Raw genomic sequence first — 18223 nt, forward strand, 5'->3', positions numbered from 1 at the left:
AGTAAACAGGAGCTACGCACGCGGGGCAGATAGTGGCTACGCTCGTCTGAATGAAGAAGACGACGCTTCTCGGAATTGCTGCTGTTGCCGCGGCAACAGGATGGGTGGCGCGAGCCGCATGGGGAATCCCGACCCAGATCGGGGCATCGCGGAACACGGTGCAACCGTATGCGGCGATGTCCCCGCGATACAGGGACCGGCAGTTCCACAATTCGGAGCCCAGCAGCACGTTGGTCCCGGGCACCGATGCGGGGATGTTCAAGTCGATGGCTACACGAGGGTCGACGGGTCGGCCGCGTCAGCCGATTCCGTTGGCCACTCCGCTGGCACCGGCGGTAGCGGGCGACGCGGCGGTGACGTGGTACGGCCATTCGAGCGTTCTCGTCGAGGTCGACGGCTACCGTGTGCTTGCCGATCCGGTGTGGAGCGAACGCGTATCACCTTCGGCCACAGTGGGTCCCGCACGAATGCATCCCGCTCCGGTAGCCTTGGCCGATCTGCCGGCGGTAGATGCGATCGTGATCTCGCATGATCACTACGACCATCTCGACATGGCGGCGGTCAAGACTCTGACTCGCACACAGACGGCTCCGTTTGTCGTGCCGATCGGTATCGGTGCTCACTTGCGGCACTGGAAGGTGCCCGAGAACCGGATCGTGGAATTGGACTGGGACGAGTCGACAAGAATCGACGAGCTGGTTCTCACGTGCACCGAGGCTCGTCACTTCTCCGGTCGCGGTCTCGTCCGGAACACGACCCAGTGGGCGTCATGGGTGTTCGCCGGTCCGAAGCACCGGGTGTTCTTCGGTGGTGACAGCGGATACACGTCACGTTTCGAACAGCTGGGTGAAACCTATGGGCCTTTCGATCTGACGCTTCTCCCCGTCGGCGCGTACGACGTGCGCTGGCCGGACATTCACATGAATCCGGAAGAGGCAGTGCAGACGCACATCGACCTCAACAAGGGCGACGGGTCGCGCGGTGTATTCGTCCCGATTCACTGGGCGACCTTCAACCTCGCGTTTCACTCGTGGTCGGAGCCGATCATTCGCCTCAACGAGTCGGCCGCGGAGGCAGGCACGACCGTGTCGGTTCCGATGCCGGGCGGCAGGATCGACGCGTTGTCGCCCACACCTCCGTCGAAGTGGTGGATACCGCTGGGATGAGCGGAGAAGCGCCGCGGACGTGGTCGCCTTTCGAGTCGGACCCTGATTAGTTGCTCAGGGTGCGTAATCTTTGACCATGGCTCACGAGCACACCAGTTCAGAAGAGACAGCAGTGGCGGTCGCCCCTGAGCGATTGCCGGACGACGTCGACGTCGTCCGGGGTTTGACCGCCGATCAGGTTGCGGCCCGGATCGCGTCGGGGCAAACCAACGACGTGCCGGACCGGGCGTCCCGCTCGGTCAAGGACATCATTCGCGGCAACGTCTTCACTCGCATCAACGCGATCCTGACCGTGTTGTTGGTGATCGTGCTCGCGACGGGCTCGATCATCGACGGCATGTTCGGGTTGTTGATCATCGCGAACAGCGGCATCGGCATCATCCAGGAGATCCGCGCCAAGCGCACGCTCGACGCTCTGGCCATCGTGAGTCAGGCCAAGCCGATGGTCAGGCGTGACGGCGTCGCCGTGGCAATGGCACCCAAAGATGTTGTGCTCGACGACATTATCGAACTCGGATCTGGTGACCAGATAGTCGTCGACGGCGAGGTGGTCAGTTCCGCCGCACTCGAGGTCGACGAATCGCTCCTGACGGGTGAAGCCGATCCGGTTCACAAGGCGAGCGGCCAGCAAGTGTTGTCGGGCAGTTTTGTTGCCGCGGGCAGTGGTGCATACCGCGCCACCAAGGTCGGCGGCGATGCATACGCGGCCAAGCTGGCCGAAGAGGCGAGCAAGTTCACCCTCGTGCATTCCGAACTGCGCAGCGGCATCGACAAGATCCTGAAATTCATCACCTACCTGATGATTCCGGCGGGTGCGCTGATCATCTTCAACCAGCTCTTCACCATCGGCCTGCCGATCCGACCGGCACTCAACGGCATGGTGGCAGCTCTCGTTCCCATGGTTCCCGAAGGTCTGGTGCTGATGACCTCCATCGCATTTGCGGTCGGGGTCATCCGATTGGGCAAGCGCCAGTGCCTCGTTCAGGAGTTGCCGGCGATCGAGGGTCTGGCTCGTGTCGACGTGGTGTGTGCGGACAAGACCGGAACGCTGACCGAGAACGGTATGCGCCTGTCCGAGGTCGATGTCGCACCGGGCGGATCGGGGGAGGCTGCGGTCAAGTCTGCGCTGAGCGCGATGGCTGCGTCCGACCCTCGTCCCAACGCGAGTGTCCTGGCGATTCGCGAGTCGCTCTCCGACGATTCCGGGTGGGGCGAAGCGACAGCGGTGGCGCCGTTCTCCTCGGCGAAGAAGTGGAGCGGCCAGTCGTACGGCAGTAACGGCAACTGGGTACTCGGTGCCCCGGACGTTCTGCTCGATCCCGACTCGGAAATGGCCCGCAAGGCCGAGGAGGTGGGGTCGAGCGGACTTCGTGTCCTCATGCTCGGCAGCAGCGACCTCCCCGTCGACGACGCCGACGCACCGGGAACCGTCACCCCCGAAGCGCTGGTCGTACTCGAGCAGAAGGTGCGTCCGGACGCACAGGAGACGTTGGAGTACTTCGCCAGTCAGAAGGTCGCGGTCAAGGTCATTTCCGGTGACAATGCGGTTTCCGTCGGCGCCGTTGCGGGGTCACTCGGACTCGAAGGTGGCGACCGTCCGATCGATGCGCGGGAGCTGCCCAGCGATCAGGAAAAGCTGGCGGACACTCTCGACGGCGCAACAACCTTCGGTCGCGTGCGGCCGGATCAGAAGCGGGAAATGGTCGCGGCCTTGCAGTCTCGCGGACATACCGTCGCGATGACCGGTGACGGCGTCAACGACGTTCTCGCGCTCAAGGATGCCGACATCGGAGTCTCGATGGGCTCGGGTAGCCCGGCCACGCGAGCGGTGGCCCAGATCGTGCTGCTGGACAACAAGTTCGCGACGCTTCCGTACGTCGTCGCGGAAGGCCGCCGAGTGATCGGCAACATCGAGCGTGTGTCGAATCTGTTCCTGACCAAGACCGTTTACTCGGTGGTACTCGCATTCCTGATCGGTATCACCGGCGTCCTGTCCCAGGTCTTCGACTTCGAACCGCTGCCGTACCCGTTCCTTCCCCGCCACGTCACGATCGCAGCGTGGTTCACGATCGGTATCCCGGCCTTCATCTTGTCTCTGGCACCCAACAACGAGCGCGCGCGAACCGGTTTCGTCTCCCGCGTCATGCGCTTGGCGCTGCCGTCAGGTCTGATCATCGGCATCACCACGTTCATCTCCTACGTGCTGGCCTACCAAGGTCCGGACCAGACGGAAACTCAGAAGATCCAGGCCGGAACCAGCGCGCTCATCACGTTGATCATGATCGCCGTGTGGGTTCTGGCCGTCGTGGCCAGGCCGTACGTCTGGTGGAAGCTTGTCCTGATCGGTGGATCGGTGGCCGGCTATCTGATTCTGTTCGCTCTCCCGTTCACCCGAGAGTTCTTCAAACTGGATCCGAGCAACGTCGCTGCTACGACGCTCGCGATCACCCTCGGCGCGATCGGTGTTGTACTGGTGGAACTCTCGTGGTGGATCAGCGCACGCCTGCACGGGGAGAAACGGAAGATGTTCGCCACGCCGGACGACTTACCCGGCGAGCATCACCACGCGCACAGCGAGTAGGCAGTTTCAGCGCCTGAACATCTGCACCCAGGCAATGCGATTGCCGCCGCGCTTCTTGGCCCGGTACATCGCATTGTCTGCGTGCTCGATCAGTTCGTTGACAGCTCGATCCGGTAAGTCCGTCTCGGGACTCAGATAGACACTGACGCCGGTACTGGCGGATACGGGATAGGGATCGGAGTCGGACGAGACCGCCGAATGTATCTCGGTGGCGACCTGTTCGATATCTCCTCGATCGACTCCGCGCAGGACGACGAACTCGTCCCCACCGATTCGCGCCACCACCGCATCGGGTCCGGCGGCAGCGATGAGGCGGTCGGCGACAGCGGTCAACGCATCGTCGCCCGCGACGTGGCCGTGAGTGTCGTTGAGGCTTTTGAACGAGTCGACGTCGATCAGAAGTGCGATCAGCGCCTGTGTTCGATCACTGCGCAGCAGATGCTGTGCCTCGTCTTGAAGTCCGCGGCGATTGAGCGTCGCGGTGAGGTAGTCCCGGTGGGCATTGCGTGCGTCGTCGGTCAGACGCAGCCAGACGATCTGCAGAATCCAGGCGGTGGAGAAAACCACACCGGCAACCATCAGATAGAGGTTCACGACCACCCAGTTGTCGTTGACCGGTTCGGACATCGCTTTGGCAGCGAGCGTCGTACAGACGGCAAGAGCCCAGCCGATGTGCGTGATGGCAACGCGTGGACTGTGAACTATCGCGGCGTAGAAGCCGATCATGATGAACAGGATGCAGCCGATGGTTCCGACGAAAGCGGTGCGGACAGCGAAGAAAAGCGTGACGGCGAGCCACAGGTCGGCCCAGACGACAAAGGCCACGGATTGTCGCCAGGTGGGCCACGATTCGTTTCGTGCCCAACGGCAACCCGCGTAGATCCCGCTGATGCTTCCGACAGCGAGGACCGACCGCGCCAGGGCAGTGTCGGAACCGAAGCGACTCAACTGCATCGTCGCCGCGATCAGGGCGAAGAGGAAACACCACAGCGCAACCAATTTGCGCCCGGGAACGGTCAGCCCGCGGGTGTCGAGGAATCGGGGGAGCCAACTGTAATCGGTACGGTCTGACCACCACCGAGACAGCAGTTCACGCGTCGGGTGGGGATCGCTCCCCGTCCCGCGCAGTCCTGCATTCAAACCGGGCACCTGTCGATGTCGATGGGCGGTCAATCAGCTATTGGCGGGTTAACGCTACCTCGAGTAGTGCGAGGATCGTGCGCACGGACCTGCTTTCTGGCGCGGAGGCCGTCGACCTGTGAGAATCGAAGGGCGCGGAGGAACGATTCCGCCGAAGGATGTGCGTCAGCACCGGGAGAGGACACGGACATGGGTTTCTTGGACAACGTCAAGGGATTGGTCGAAAAGGGCCAGGAGCTCGCAGCGGAGAACTCCGACAAGGTTCACGACGCGATCGACAAGGTCGCCGACATTGCTGACGACAAGACCGGCAACAAGTACGGCGACAAGATCGACAAGGCAGCCGAGGCCGCCAAGAAGGCTGTTCCCGAAAAGCAGTAAGACCGGATTCGGCAATACCGTTTTTCGGTAACACCGTTGCTCAGGAGCCCGTAACCGAAAAGGTTGCGGGCTTCTGTGCGTCCGCTGGGTGAACTCCCAGGGTCGGCGGGCAGAATGAACGCGTGAACTTCACCTGGATTCTGCTGGTCGTCATTGCCGCCATCGCAGTCACCGGGCTGTCCAATCGACGAAACCTGCAGGCCCCGCTGGTTTTGGTGACGGTAGGTTCGGTCGCATCGTTCATACCCGGTATGCCGCGACCCGAACTCGACCCCCACGTCATTCTCGGTGTGGTCCTGCCGCCGCTGCTCTACTCGGCCGCTCTGAAGTTTTCGGTGGCGACCTTCAAACGCAACCTGGCACCGATTCTGCGTCTCGGCGTCGGAATGGTGTTGGTGACGGCGTTCGTGGTTGCCTTCTTCGCCGAATGGATGGTGCCCGAGTTCACGATCGGCGCCGCCCTCGTGCTCGGGGCCGTGATCGCGCCGACCGACGCCGTCAGCGCGGTGGCGGTCGGTCAGAAACTCGGGCTCCCGAAACGGGTCATCGCCATCCTGACGGGCGAGGGGCTCGTCAACGACGCCACCGCGCTGACGCTCTTCACCGTCGCCGTCGCGGCAGTGACAGGAACCAGGATTGCCACAGATTCGCCCCTGCTGTTTTTCGCGTACGAAGTGATCGGTGGCGTCGTCGTCGGCTTGGTGCTGGCGTTTGTCGTCAAGTTCGTTCGTGCCCGCATGTACGACTCTCCACTCGAAACCGGCTTGGGGCTGGTGCTTCCGTTCGCTGCGTACCTGGCCGCCGAAGAATTGCACGCGTCCGGTGTTCTGGCCGTCGTGGTCGCCGGCTTGGTGATCGGGCACTATTCGACGGATGCGTCGATCATGACGAGACTGCAGGAGCGCTCGGTGTGGTCGAGTCTGGACACTCTTCTCGAGATGTTCGTCTTTGCATACATGGGTCTACAACTGAGCTTCGTGATCGACGATGTTGTCGCCGACGGGCTTCCGGTGCTTCACGTGTTCGCATACGGTCTCGCAGTCCTTGCCGTGGTCATCGTGATTCGGCCTCTGTGGCTGTTCCTGAGTTACTCGCGTGTTCGATTCGGTGTAACCCTGCGCCGCGATCGCGAGAATCAACTGACGTGGAAACAGAATCTGGTGGTCTCGTGGGCGGGCATGCGCGGCGTCGTGACTCTTGCTGCCGCCGGCGGTATTCCGTTTGCGCTCTCGTCCGGCGAGCCGTTCCCCGGACGCGGCGTCATCCAGGCGATCGCGTTCATCGTCGCTGTCGGGACCCTGCTGATTCAGGGTTCGACTCTGCCGTTCATGATTCGCCGCCTCGACGTCGCGGATCCCTACGAGCAGTTGCGCACGCAGGAACAGATGGAGCTGGCACGCAACATTTCTCGCAAGGCCGGTGAGAAGGCGTTGGCCGACGCTGCGGCGCACCCTCCACCGGGGATCGACGGAAAGGAACTGCAGGCAATCGTCGAACGTGTGCGGCGTTCGATGCAGGCGAGGCTTCAACTCCAGGAGGTCGACGAAGACGCCGATCGCGAGGCTGTCCTGTGGAACGCGGGAGCGTTGTTCGACAAGTTCCGGCATCAGTCACTGCGCTCGCAGCGAGTTGCGCTGATCGCCGCACGCGACGACGGCGATCTCGACGACGAGGTATTGCGTACCGTATTGGAAGGACTCGACATCGAAGAGGCCGCAGCCGAGGAACGTGTCAGGCGTCGCCGAGCAGGCAGCGCGGGCAAATAGAGGGGAACACTGCGTATGACGGTTCGGAGTTCGAGAGTTCGCGCAGGCTGGGGAGTACTGGTGGCGAGCGCACTTCTCGTGAGCGTCGCCTGCGGATCGGATGTCTCGCCTGACATATCTGTCACCGACACCGAGACCACCACCACCCCGCCGGTCGAGAACAATGCTCAACGCGGCGTCGTGTTCGACAGTCAACCTTTCACCAGCACAGCGGAAGTGGCGGCGTCCCGAGCGAGTGCGGTCAAGATCCTTTACGGCTCCACCTCCGGCATCGACGGCCGGGAGACTCAGGTATCGGGAACGGTGTTCACGCCGCCTGGAACTCCGCCGGAGGGTGGCTGGCCGATCGTTTCCATCGGCCATGGCACGACGGGTATTTCGGACGACTGTGCGCCGTCGACGTCGCCGACTCTTTTCGGCACGATCGGCCTGGTCGCACCGTTCCTCGACTCGGGATACGTTGTCGCTGTCTCCGACTTCGAGGGTCTCGGCACTCCGGATCCGCATCCTTACCTGCAACCCGACACCGCGGCGTTCAACGTCATCGACGCGGTTCGAGCGGCGCGCAACGTCGTTCCGGACACCTCGACTCGGTGGGCAACTCTGGGGCTGTCCCAAGGCGGGCAGGCCTCCTGGGCTGCAGCCGAGGAAGCCGAGACGTACGGCGACGGCCTCGAATTCGTGGGTGCGGCAAACCTGTCCCCGGCTGCGGACATCTCACCGATCATCTCGAGTGATTCCGAGGTGAATCTGTCTCTCCCACAGCAGTTGCTGCTCCCGTACGTGCTCGAAGGACTCTCACTCACCCATCCCGAACTCGAACGAACCGACTACGTGCGCGGAGCATTCGAGCAGAACTACGAACTACTCACCTCGTGCCTGACCTCTCGCGCGACCGAAAAGTTGGGCCTAGTCGGAAAGGTCACGCCGGCCGACACCCGGCCCGCCACCGCCGAGGACGCGGATCGAATTCACGCGTGGCTCAGCGACGTTGCTCTCCCACGTCAACGGGCGAGCGGTCCCATGTACGTCGTCGTCGGTACGAATGACAACCTCATCCGTCCGGAATGGACCGAGGCGGCAGTCGAACGTGCCTGCGCCGACGGTGACGTCATCGAGTTCCACGCGCGGCCGGGCGAGGGTCACGCGGACGGCGCCGCTGTGCCGGGAGCTGTTGCGTGGGTCAAGGATCGATTTGCAGGTGTGCCGGCGCCGAATACCTGCGGGTCGTGAATAGATGACGCCGTTGGAGCGAATCCGCGCTCTTGCACTGGCATTGCCGGAAGCAACCGAGCGGGTCAGCCACGGTGAAGCGTCGTGGTTCGTGCGCAAGGCGCCGCAGTTCGTCACCATGGCGGATCACCACCACGACGATCGCGTTGCGATCTGGGCCGCGGCACCCCTTGGAGCGCAGGCAGATTGGGTCAGTCGCGATCCGTCGAGGTTCTTCGTCCCGCCGTACGTGGGTGGCCGCGGATGGATCGGCGTGTACCTCGACGTGCCGAGCGCCGACGAAACCGAGAACGAAAAATTTTGGAACGACGTCGCCGACGTCGTCGAAGATGCGTACCGCACGGTGGCTCCGAAAACTCTGATCCGGAAACTGGACGAGGATTCGCGTTGAGCCCGGCCGTGGTCGCGCTTCTGAGCGTACTGATTCTCGCGGTGGCCGGGGCGCTGACAGCGGTGTGGATGCGCACGAGACGTGAGGTGACCACTCCCACCGAGCGTGCCGTCCACGCGGCGCTCCACACGGCTTCGCTTGCAGCGCGGCCACTTCGGCGCGGACTCGACAAGGATTCGGCGGCGGAGGCGGCGCCTCACCTACGCGAGCTGACCGGCGGTTCCGGCTTGGGCCTGGCGGACGCGTCGGGAAATCTGCTTGCCTGGGACGGTCGTCACGAAGCGTTGGCCGATCAGTTCCGCGACGCCGCTATTCGCGCGATCGAAGGTGAGCGCCGGGTGCTCGTCACCCACGCAGACCTGGTGCGCGGATCGAGCGATCACAGCGTGCGAGCGCTGATTGCGCAACCACTGCTGATCGAGGACATCGGCGTAGTCGGGGTGATGGGAATCGTCACCAGCGAAGATCCGTGGCCGGGGATGCTCGGAGCGGTCACCGAGGTCGCTCGGTACGCCTGCAGCCAGATCGAACTCGCCGACCTCGACGCGTCCCGGGCCCTGTTGGATCGAGCGGAAGTGCGGGCTCTGCGCGCGCAGATCAGTCCCCACTTCATCTACAACGCGCTCAACACCGTCGCGTCCTTCGTGCGGACCGACCCGGCGCGTGCCAGAGAACTGATTCTCGAGTTCGCAGACTTCACCCGGTACTCCTTTCGATCTGCGGGCGAGTTCACCCTGCTCGCCGACGAGCTACGCAACATCGATCGGTATCTGACTCTCGAGCGCGCGCGATTCGGGGAGGCGCTGAACGTCCGCCTTCAGGTTGCACCCGAAGTGCTCAACGTGGTGCTTCCCTTCCTGGCACTCCAGCCGCTGGTCGAGAACGCGGTTCGTCACGGTATTTCGAGTAAGCCGGAGGGCGGCACTGTCAGCATCGTGGCCGCGGACGAGGGACCGGACTGCATCATCAGCGTCGAGGACGACGGAGTGGGGATGGATCCCGAACTACTGCGGTCCGGTTCACTCGACGCCATCGAGTCGGGATCGGGACGACCCAGCGCGCGGGAAGCCGCTCACGTCGGATTGGCCAACGTCGACGACAGGCTTCGCGCCGCGTTCGGAAACGACTACGGACTCGTGGTGGAGACGGCGCCGGGCGCCGGAACGAAGGTCAGTATGCGTGTTCCCAAGTTCAAGCAGGGGATTCACGTCTGATTCTCGCCTTCGATGATCAGGCTGAAACCGTCGTGGGAACATGGACCTGTTGTGAACGAGACTGACACTGATGCCCAGCTGACCGTCCTCGCCGTCGACGACGAGAAACCAGCCCTCGACGAGCTGGCGTTCTTGCTGCGCGCAGAGGGCTCGGTCGCGCACGTTCACACTGCATCGGATGCGACGACCGCGTTGAGGATCCTGCGCGGTGGAAGCATCGACGCGGTATTTCTCGACATCAACATGCCCGGACTCGACGGTCTCGAACTGGCCGGCATTCTCTCCAACTTCGCCACGCCGCCGCCCGTGGTGTTCGTGACAGCGCACGACGATCGAGCAGTTGCGGCATTCGATCTCGGTGCCGTCGACTACCTACTCAAACCGCTCCGGGAGGAGCGTCTCGCTCAGGCCGTTCAACGGATCGTGGGGTTGGCCGGGCGCGCCAAGAGCGAGAGCAAGCCCGAAGCTGCGTCCACCGACGAGGTGATCCCGGTGGAACTGGGCGGTGTCACGACGCTCGTTCAGCGGTCCTCGGTGGAGTGGGTGGAAGCCGACGGGGACTACGCGCGTTTGCACACTGCAGGGAAGTCGCACCTGGTGCGCATCCCGATCTCGACGCTCGAATCACGCTGGGCCGACGCCGGCTTCCTGCGCGTTCACCGCTCCTATTTGGTGTCTCTGGCGCTGGTCACCGGTATCCGCACGGTGGGCAGTGGATTGGTGGTGTGTCTGCGCCCGCACGGCGACAAGCCTCCGGTCGAGCTTCCGGTCAGCCGCAGACACACCCGTGAACTCAAGGATCGTCTGGTTCGTGCGCCCAAGCAGAGTTGGTTGTCGCGATGACGTCGCAGTCCGATCCTCCTCAACGTGAGCGTGTGGTGTTGGCGCAACGCAGCGGCGCTCGGATCGTACGGACACGGGTGGAGGTGCAGGAACAGACCGAGGTCGGTGACGCCATGATCCGGGGTCTCGTTCGCGCGCAGTTGGGGCTGGCGATCCGCCTTGCAGTCGTCGCAGCCGGGCTCCTGTGTGCCGTACCGCTTCTGACGCACCTCTTCCCGACGCTGTCGGACGTCGCTGTCCTGGGAATCAGATTGCCGTGGCTCGTGATGGGCGGCGCGGTGTATCCCCTGTTGTTGATCACCGGCTGGGTGTTCGTACGTCGGGCGGAACGGAACGAGCAGGACTTCACCGACATCGTGGACGACTGAGCGCGGCGCTGTGGGAGGACAACCTATCCCGGTGTTGACGGTGATCGGCATCGTGGCAGCGGCTGTGGCGACGGTGGCGATCGGTATCTACGGAGTTCGGCTCGCTCGCACCACCTCGGACTTTCTCATCGCGTCGAGGACCGTCAGCGCGCGGTGGAATGCGACGGCCATCTCCGGTGAGTACCTTTCTGCTGCTTCGTTTCTCGGAGTCGCCGGGTTGGTCGCGAAATACGGTGCAGACGCCCTCTGGTATCCGATCGGATTCACCGCCGGATACCTCGCGCTGTTGCTGTTCGTCGCAGCGCCGCTTCGGCGTTCGGGTGCGTACACCGTCCCCGATTTTGCCGAATTCCGTCTCGGCTCACCGCGCTTGCGCAAGCTCGCGATGCTCGTGGTCGCGATGGTGTGCATCCTGTATCTGATTCCGCAGTTCCAAGGCGCGGGCCTGACGCTCAACATCTTGCTCGGTGTTCCCAGTTGGATCGGCGGCGTTGCGGTCGGCGTCATCGTCATCGCCAACGTCGTGGGCGGCGGGATGCGCTCGATCACCTTCGTTCAGGCCTTCCAGTACTGGCTCAAACTGACCGCCGTCGCGATTCCCGCTGTGGCACTGACCTTCTACTTCTTCGGCGATCACCACGACGTCGGCGCGTCGATGCCGCCGACGGTCACCACTGCAACGACGGTGGACATCACCACCGACGTCGTGGTCCAGGTGTCCGAGCCGGTGACGGTCAGCGGTGGCACGGTCGACGGGCGAGCGGTCGAAGGCACCGTCACCCTGGGGCCAGGGGAGCACACCCTCGGTGAAGGCATGTCCATGGTCCTCGACGCAGGAGCCGCGGTCCCGGTCGTCGCCGGAGCGCCTGCGCAGAACTCGGACTGGATCACTCCAGGTTGGGGTTTCGGTGGGCCGCACCCGATGTATCAGGTGTACTCGCTGATGCTCGCCACATTCCTCGGAACTCTCGGCCTGCCTCACGTTCTGGTCCGCTTCTACACCAACCCCGACGGCCGGGCCGCTCGTCTGACGTCGCTCGCAGTTGTCGGTCTGGTCAGCGTGTTCTACCTGTTTCCGACACTCCTGGGTGTCTTCGCTCGCCTGTATGTTCCGCAACTTCTGATCACGGGTACCTCGGATGCCGCGGTGCTGCTGCTGCCGGGGTCGGTGTTCTCGGGGTGGGGCGGACAACTGCTGGCAGCCCTCGTGGCGTCCGGTGCCATTGCCGCCTTCCTGTCGACGTCGTCCGGATTGCTCGTCAGCATCGCAGGGGTCCTCAGTACCGATGTCCTCCGCGGTCGAGTTCGGGATTTCCGCATTGCCGCACTCCTGGCGGGTGTCGTTCCGCTCGTGCTGTCGCTGGCGGTGGTGTCGGTCGACCTCTCGAGAACTGTCGGGTTGGTGTTCGCGGTCGCGGCGTCGACGCTCTGCCCTCTGCTCGTGTTGGGCATCTGGTGGCGCGGCCTGACCGCCGTCGGCGCCGGGGCAGGGATGGTGGTCGGCGGGTTCGTCGCGGGAACTGCCGCTACCGTCGCAGTTCTGGGCGGTTTGTCGGAGAACGTCCTCGGTGGCTGGCCGGCGGCCATTTTCGCGTTCCCGGCCGCGGTGAGCGTGCCGCTGGCGTTCGTCACGATGATCGTCGTGAGCAAGGCGTCGGCGAAGCAGGTACCGGCAGATATTGCGCGAATCTTCACGCGGATGCACGCCCCTGAACGGCTCGGAATGGGCTCCGACCGCGAGGACGATCTCCGCCAACCCTGACTTTCATCGCCCAGGGCACCTGCCGTTGGTCGCGCCTGCCTGACCGTTCGGCGCAGCGCGCGACTACTCAGCGTGTGACTGGCACCACAGCATCTTCATGTGACTCCGATCTCACTAACGTCTGTGCGTAGTTCACTTCACACGCGAGGCGAGGAGCCGGCAGTGTCCACAGCAGAAATCAGTGAGGGGTCGCCGCAAGAGCGACGCACCCCGGATGCCCAGGCATTCATAGACATGCAAGCGAGTCCCGAATTCCAGGAACTCCGAACGCGTCTGCGCAAGTTCGTTTTCCCCATCACTGCATTCTTCCTGCTCTGGTATGCGGTGTACGTCGTCCTGGCTACCTACGCGCACGACTTCATGGCCACCAAGGTTCTCGGAAACATCAATCTCGGCATCATCCTCGGCCTCGGGCAGTTCGTCACCACCTTCGCCATCACCGCGTGGTACGTGAAGTTCGCCGGCCGTGAGCTCGATCCCCGCTCCGCCGCCATCCGCGAAGAACTGGAAGGTCCCGCACAGTGATCACCACACTCGCCGCGTCCGGAACGGACGTAGGAAACCCCGCCTTCAACATCGCGATCTTCCTCGCGTTCGTCGTCGTGACCATGACGCTGGTCATCCGCGCCAGCCGGACCACCAAGAAGGCATCCGACTTCTACACCGGCGGTGGACAGTTCACCGGCCCACAGAACGGCTTCGCCATCGCCGGCGACTACCTGTCGGCGGCGTCGTTCCTCGGCATCGCAGGCGCTATCGCCGTGTACGGCTACGACGGTTTCCTGTACTCCATCGGATTCCTTGTCGCCTGGTTGGTTGCGCTGCTTCTGGTGGCCGAATTGCTCAGGAACACCGGAAGATTCACGATGGCCGACGTCCTGAGCTTCAGGCTCAAGCAGCGTCCGGTGCGCATGGCGGCAGCCCTGTCCACTCTGGCAGTTTCCCTCTTCTACCTCCTTGCTCAGATGGCCGGCGCCGGTGGACTTGTGGCGCTGCTGCTCAACATCGACGGCAAAGTGGGACAGTCGATCGTCGTCGCGATCGTCGGTGTGCTGATGATCGTGTACGTCTTGGTCGGCGGCATGAAGGGCACCACCTACGTACAGATGGTCAAGGCGGTTCTGCTGGTCGCCGGAGCCGGCATCATGTTCGTGCTCGTACTGTGGGCAGTGCGCGGCAACTTCTCTCAGTTGCTCGCCAATGCGCAGGACATGGTCAACAGCTCCACCACCAAGGGTGTGCAGGGACGCGACATCCTCGGGCCCGGTGCGAAGTACGGACTCTCCGGAATGACGAAGCTCGACTTCATCTCTCTCGGAATCGCTTTGGTGCTCGGCACCGCCGGCCTGCCGCACGTACTGATGCGCTTCTACACGGTGCCCACTGCCAAGGAAGCTCGCCGCTCGGTGACCTGGGCGATCGCGCTGATCGGTGCCTTCTACCTGTTCACGCTGGTTCTCGGCTACGGCGCGGCCAGCATGGTCGGACCGGACAAGATCTTGGCGGCACCAGGTAAGGAGAACGCGGCAGCTCCGCTGCTCGCCTTCGAGCTCGGTGGCACCATCTTCCTCGGCATCATCTCCGCGGTGGCGTTCGCGACCATCCTCGCCGTCGTTGCCGGCCTCGCGATCACTGCGTCGGCGTCGTTCGCCCACGACATCTACGCCAGTGTCATCAAGCGCGGCAACGCAACCGAGGAGCAGCAGGTTCGAGTTTCTCGAATCACCGTCGTGGTCATCGGACTCGTCTCCATCGTTCTCGGCATCATGGCGATGGGGCAGAACATCGCCTTCCTGGTGGCTCTCGCCTTCGCAGTGGCGGCCTCGGCGAACCTGCCCACCCTGCTGTACTCGCTGTTCTGGAAGAAGTTCAACACCACCGGTGCGCTCTTCAGCATCTACGGCGGTTTGATCAGCTGCTTGACGCTGATCGTCTTCTCCCCGGCAGTGTCGGGCAAGGCGTCGTCGATGTTCCCGAACTCCGACTTCGCCTGGTTCCCGCTCTCGAACCCCGGCATCGTCTCGATCCCGCTGGCATTCGTCCTCGGCATCGTCGGTACGTACATCGGACGCAACAAGATCGAAGATCCGGCAAAGCAGGCAGAGATGGAAGTTCGCTCCCTCACCGGCGTCGGCGTCGAGAAAGCCGTCAGCCACTAAGAGGGGCAAAGCCCCGTGCGCGTTTCTGGTACCTCTGGTTACGGAAAAGGCGCACGGGGCTTATTGTTCTGCCATGGCAAAGCTCACAGTGAAAATCGACGTTCCACTTCCTCCTCAGGAAGTGTGGGACAAGGCTTCCGATCTCAGCGGCTACGAAAACTGGCTCGTGGTTCACGACGGATGGCGTAGTGAACTTCCCGAGCAGTTGGGTGTCGGCACCGAGATCAGCTCGGTCGTGACCGTGAAGGGCCTGCGCAATCGCGTTCGGTGGACCATCAAGAAGTACGACGTCCCGAAGGCGATCTCGCTCAAGGGAGACGGCAAGGGCGGGGTCAAGCTCGGTCTCGAACTCGACGTGAAGGCAAAGGGCGACGGGTCGGAACTTGCGCTGACAGTCGAGTTGGGTGGCGCGCCGCTGTTCGGCCCGATCGGTTCGAGTGTGGCGCGGGCGCTCAAGGGCGATGTGGAGAAGTCGCTGGCCCAGTTTGTTCAGATCTACACCTAGTTTGTCGAGATATACACATAGAGCTACTTCGCCGCTAACATGAGCTAGGATTCTTTTCGGCGGGATAAACCAGGCATCGGTTGGTTATTGGTGCGGGTCCCGCCGGAAAGGATTCGCTCAATGTCGTCTCGTCACGGGTACGGCGCACCACCTGCGTCCATGCCTCGATCCGTGCAGGTTCTGATCGGACTCCTGGCGGTAGTTGCAGTCGGTGGAACCGCAGCATTTGCGGTGACGTTCAAGAGCGTCAGCGACAAAGGAGAACCCGGCGTGGGCGCCGCTGCTGCTGCGACAGCAACCAATTGCGACAACCAGGAAACCGTGCCTGTGGCGGCCGATCCGTCGATCGCCTCAGCGCTCGAAGCCGTCGCCGCTGCCATTCCCGCTGCGGATCTCGGGTGCACGTCACTGCACGTGACGCCGCAAGATCCCGCGCTCACTGTCGCGGCGATCGCCGACGGTTCGGCGCCCGCACTGTGGATCCCCGATTCGAGCGAATGGCTGGACAAGGTTTCGGCAAGCGGGCAGGAGATTCGCCGGATCAGCAGTTCGGTCGCGTCCACCCCTGTTGTCACCGTCTCGGCGCCGGGTAGCGAGGCACCCGGTGCATGGACGGATGTCCTCGGTGCTCCAGCACTGCACATCGGTGATCCCCTGACCAGTGCCGTCTCCAGTGCGCCGATCGTGGCAGCCTTTGCCGAGACCCAGTCGCGGGGCGGGGACCTCACGTCCATTTCGGCAGCCCTGGTCCCGGTGGCGCAAGCGCAGTACGGAAATCTGAAGGAAACCGGTTCGACCGGACGCATCCAAACCGTGGACGCGGACGGCGGGACCGCGGTGACTACCGAGCAGACCTTCGAGGCTTATCTCGCCGCGCATGCGGACAGTGGACTCGCCGCGTCGGTACCGGCGTCCGGTTCGGTCTTCATGGATTACCCAATGGCAAGTGTGGGCGCAGACTCGTCTAGGGCAGACGAAGCCGGCAAACTACTGGCGGCGGCTCTGACGTCGGACACCGGACGCTCCGTGCTCGCCGGCCTCGGGTTCCGCGGCGCGGATCAGGCCCCACTGGTCGCCGGCGGAGTGGGGAAGGTTTTGCCGCTGGTGCCGTCCGATCCGGCTGTCGTCACCAAAGCCCTGGCGCGGTACGAGATTCTGTCCAGACCATCGCGCGCATTGGCGGTTGTCGACGTCTCGGGGTCCATGGACTACATGCAGGACGGGATCACTCGAATGGCCGCGACCGCGCAGGCCGGCGACATCGCGATCCGAATGTTTCCCGCCAACGCACAATTGGGCCTCTGGGCCTTCTCCGTGGACCTCGGTGACGGGACGGACTACCGCGAACTCGAACCCATCGCCCGTATGGATGCAACGGAAGGCGAGACGGACCATCGGAGCAAGCTACTGTCTCAGATCGACAATCTCTCTTCGATCGTCGGCGGTGGAACAGGTTTGTACGACAGCGTTCTCGCCGCGTATCGGTCGGTGCAACAGTCCTACGATCCGGCGTCGATCAATTCGGTGATTCTGCTGACCGACGGTGCCAACGACGATCCGGCAGGGATCTCGCTGCAAGAACTTCTCGACACCCTGACTCGCGAACAGGACCCGACGCGCCCGGTGCCGATCATCACCATCGGCGTCACCGATGACGCCGATACCGATGTGCTCGAGCAGATTTCGGCACTCACCGGCGGCAACAGTCACTTCGCTCCGACACCGGCAGACATCCCGAAGGTCTTCGTCGGCGCGATCAGTGGGCGCGCCGGCTGAACTACTCGAGTACGGGTGCGTCCGCGCTGTCCGTGATCCATTCGGTCGCGAGCTTCTCGAGGGTGCCGTCGGCGTAGAGCGCATCCACGGCAGCAGAGACACACGCAGTCAGCGGACTGTTCTTCTCGAGCACCAAGCCGAAGAATTCGGTGACCGCGTTGGGCCGCGGAAACTGACCCACGATGACGGACCCGGGGAGTTCGTTCTCGGTGATGTGGAATCCCGTCGGGATGTCGACGACCAGCGCCTCGATCTCACCCGCGGCCAGCGCTGCTTTCGCGTCGTCCGTGGTCGCGAACTCGCGTGGCGCAGTGGTCGGAACAATCGTGTCGGTGATCGCCGCGAGGCTGGTGGAACCCGTCTGAGCGCCCAGGCGGTAGCCGGCAAGATCCGCAAGATTCTTTGCACCAGCAGCTTTGCTTCCGCGTGAGGCGATCACCGACTGCGCCACTGCGTAATACGGCGAGCTGAAGTCGACGTTCTCGCGTCGTTCCCCGGAAATCGTGAACTGATTGGCATCGAAGTCGAAACTCTTGGGGCCCGGTTTCAACGCGTCGTTGAAGGCGACCGTGGTGAAGCGCACCTGCTCGGTGGTGTACCCGAGCTTGTCGACGACGGCGCGGGCCACCGCGCCCTCGAAGCCCTTGCCGTTCGACGGATTGTTGTCGACGAACCACGGTGCGTACGCCGGTGAATCGGTGGCGATGGTCAAGACACCGTCTTCGAGGGTGGTCCCGCTCTGGGGTCCGCACTTGTCCACCGCGGTGGTCGAGGGCAGTTTGGTGAAGGCCTCGGGAACCGTGGTCGTGGTGTCCGCTGCCGCAGGTGCCTCCGGCTGCGACGAACACGAGCCCAACAAGATCGAGGAAGCGAAGATCGCGGTCACGGCAACAGCGCGTCGTGTCATAGGCACAAGGCCATCTTGCCTGTTTGTCCGG

Annotated in this window: 16 protein-coding genes; 14 read left to right on the forward strand and 2 right to left on the reverse strand. The window is 63.4% G+C overall.

Translation table 11 applies throughout. The features are described from left to right. Positions 1-50: 50 nt before the first annotated feature. Both ACFWAD_RS10255 and ACFWAD_RS10260 read left to right on the forward strand, forming a co-directional pair. The gene (locus tag ACFWAD_RS10255; protein WP_378543325.1) at positions 51-1166 is read left to right on the forward strand and encodes an MBL fold metallo-hydrolase; all 1116 of its coding nucleotides are present in this window, start codon (positions 51-53) and stop codon (positions 1164-1166) included. A gap of 76 nt (positions 1167-1242) precedes the next feature. Beyond that, the gene (locus tag ACFWAD_RS10260; protein WP_378543327.1) at positions 1243-3747 is read left to right on the forward strand and encodes an HAD-IC family P-type ATPase; all 2505 of its coding nucleotides are present in this window, start codon (positions 1243-1245) and stop codon (positions 3745-3747) included. 6 nt (positions 3748-3753) lie between these two features. On the opposite strand, the gene ACFWAD_RS10265 is transcribed toward ACFWAD_RS10260, so the two are convergent. Beyond that, a complete protein-coding gene (locus ACFWAD_RS10265; protein ID WP_378543329.1) occupies positions 3754-4896 on the reverse strand; it encodes a diguanylate cyclase domain-containing protein in 1143 nt (380 codons plus the stop codon). 180 nt (positions 4897-5076) lie between these two features. On the opposite strand from ACFWAD_RS10265, the gene ACFWAD_RS10270 reads away from it, so the two are divergent. The 12 genes from ACFWAD_RS10270 to ACFWAD_RS10325 all read left to right on the forward strand — a co-directional run bounded on the left by ACFWAD_RS10270 (position 5077) and on the right by ACFWAD_RS10325 (position 17285). After that, positions 5077-5268, forward strand: a complete 192-nt coding sequence (locus ACFWAD_RS10270) for an antitoxin (RefSeq protein WP_214884047.1) — start codon at positions 5077-5079, stop codon at positions 5266-5268. A 122-nt stretch (positions 5269-5390) separates the two neighbouring features. After that, positions 5391-7034 (forward strand): Na+/H+ antiporter, encoded by a 1644-nt coding sequence (locus ACFWAD_RS10275; protein WP_378532423.1) that lies wholly within the window; start codon positions 5391-5393, stop codon positions 7032-7034. 15 nt (positions 7035-7049) lie between these two features. Continuing rightward, positions 7050-8267, forward strand: a complete 1218-nt coding sequence (locus ACFWAD_RS10280) for a lipase family protein (protein WP_378543331.1) — start codon at positions 7050-7052, stop codon at positions 8265-8267. 4 nt (positions 8268-8271) lie between these two features. Then, positions 8272-8658 (forward strand): MmcQ/YjbR family DNA-binding protein, encoded by a 387-nt coding sequence (locus ACFWAD_RS10285; RefSeq protein ID WP_378543333.1) that lies wholly within the window; start codon positions 8272-8274, stop codon positions 8656-8658. Next, on the forward strand, positions 8655-9872 hold the full coding sequence (locus ACFWAD_RS10290) for a sensor histidine kinase (protein ID WP_378543335.1): 1218 nt from the start codon (positions 8655-8657) through the stop codon (positions 9870-9872). The genes ACFWAD_RS10285 and ACFWAD_RS10290 overlap by 4 nt, the downstream gene beginning before the upstream one ends. Positions 9873-9884: 12 nt before the next feature. Continuing rightward, on the forward strand, positions 9885-10715 hold the full coding sequence (locus ACFWAD_RS10295) for a LytR/AlgR family response regulator transcription factor (RefSeq protein WP_378543337.1): 831 nt from the start codon (positions 9885-9887) through the stop codon (positions 10713-10715). After that, complete coding sequence (locus ACFWAD_RS10300) at positions 10712-11083, forward strand: hypothetical protein (protein WP_378532433.1); 372 nt, start codon at positions 10712-10714, stop codon at positions 11081-11083. Before ACFWAD_RS10295 ends, ACFWAD_RS10300 begins: the two co-directional genes overlap by 4 nt. A 10-nt stretch (positions 11084-11093) precedes the next feature. Further along, positions 11094-12845, forward strand: coding sequence for a cation acetate symporter (locus tag ACFWAD_RS10305; protein ID WP_378543339.1), 1752 nt, complete (start codon positions 11094-11096; stop codon positions 12843-12845). 162 nt (positions 12846-13007) lie between these two features. Continuing rightward, positions 13008-13370 carry a DUF485 domain-containing protein gene (locus tag ACFWAD_RS10310; protein WP_003939976.1) on the forward strand — a complete coding sequence of 121 codons (363 nt, stop codon included), beginning with the start codon at positions 13008-13010 and terminating at the stop codon, positions 13368-13370. Continuing rightward, on the forward strand, positions 13367-15004 hold the full coding sequence (locus tag ACFWAD_RS10315) for a cation acetate symporter (RefSeq protein ID WP_378532439.1): 1638 nt from the start codon (positions 13367-13369) through the stop codon (positions 15002-15004). Before ACFWAD_RS10310 ends, ACFWAD_RS10315 begins: the two co-directional genes overlap by 4 nt. A gap of 73 nt (positions 15005-15077) precedes the next feature. Next, positions 15078-15509, forward strand: coding sequence for an SRPBCC family protein (locus tag ACFWAD_RS10320; protein WP_003939735.1), 432 nt, complete (start codon positions 15078-15080; stop codon positions 15507-15509). A 120-nt stretch (positions 15510-15629) separates the two neighbouring features. After that, positions 15630-17285 carry a substrate-binding domain-containing protein gene (locus ACFWAD_RS10325; RefSeq protein WP_378543341.1) on the forward strand — a complete coding sequence of 552 codons (1656 nt, stop codon included), beginning with the start codon at positions 15630-15632 and terminating at the stop codon, positions 17283-17285. 1 nt (position 17286) lies between these two features. Here the strand turns inward: ACFWAD_RS10325 and ACFWAD_RS10330 are convergent, their stop codons facing one another. Further along, a complete protein-coding gene (locus ACFWAD_RS10330; protein ID WP_378543343.1) occupies positions 17287-18192 on the reverse strand; it encodes a transporter substrate-binding domain-containing protein in 906 nt (301 codons plus the stop codon). Positions 18193-18223: the final 31 nt, after the last annotated feature.

It is taken from the genome of Rhodococcus sp. NPDC059969 (genome assembly GCF_042738325.1).
Lineage (GTDB): Bacteria > Actinomycetota > Actinomycetes > Mycobacteriales > Mycobacteriaceae > Rhodococcus_F.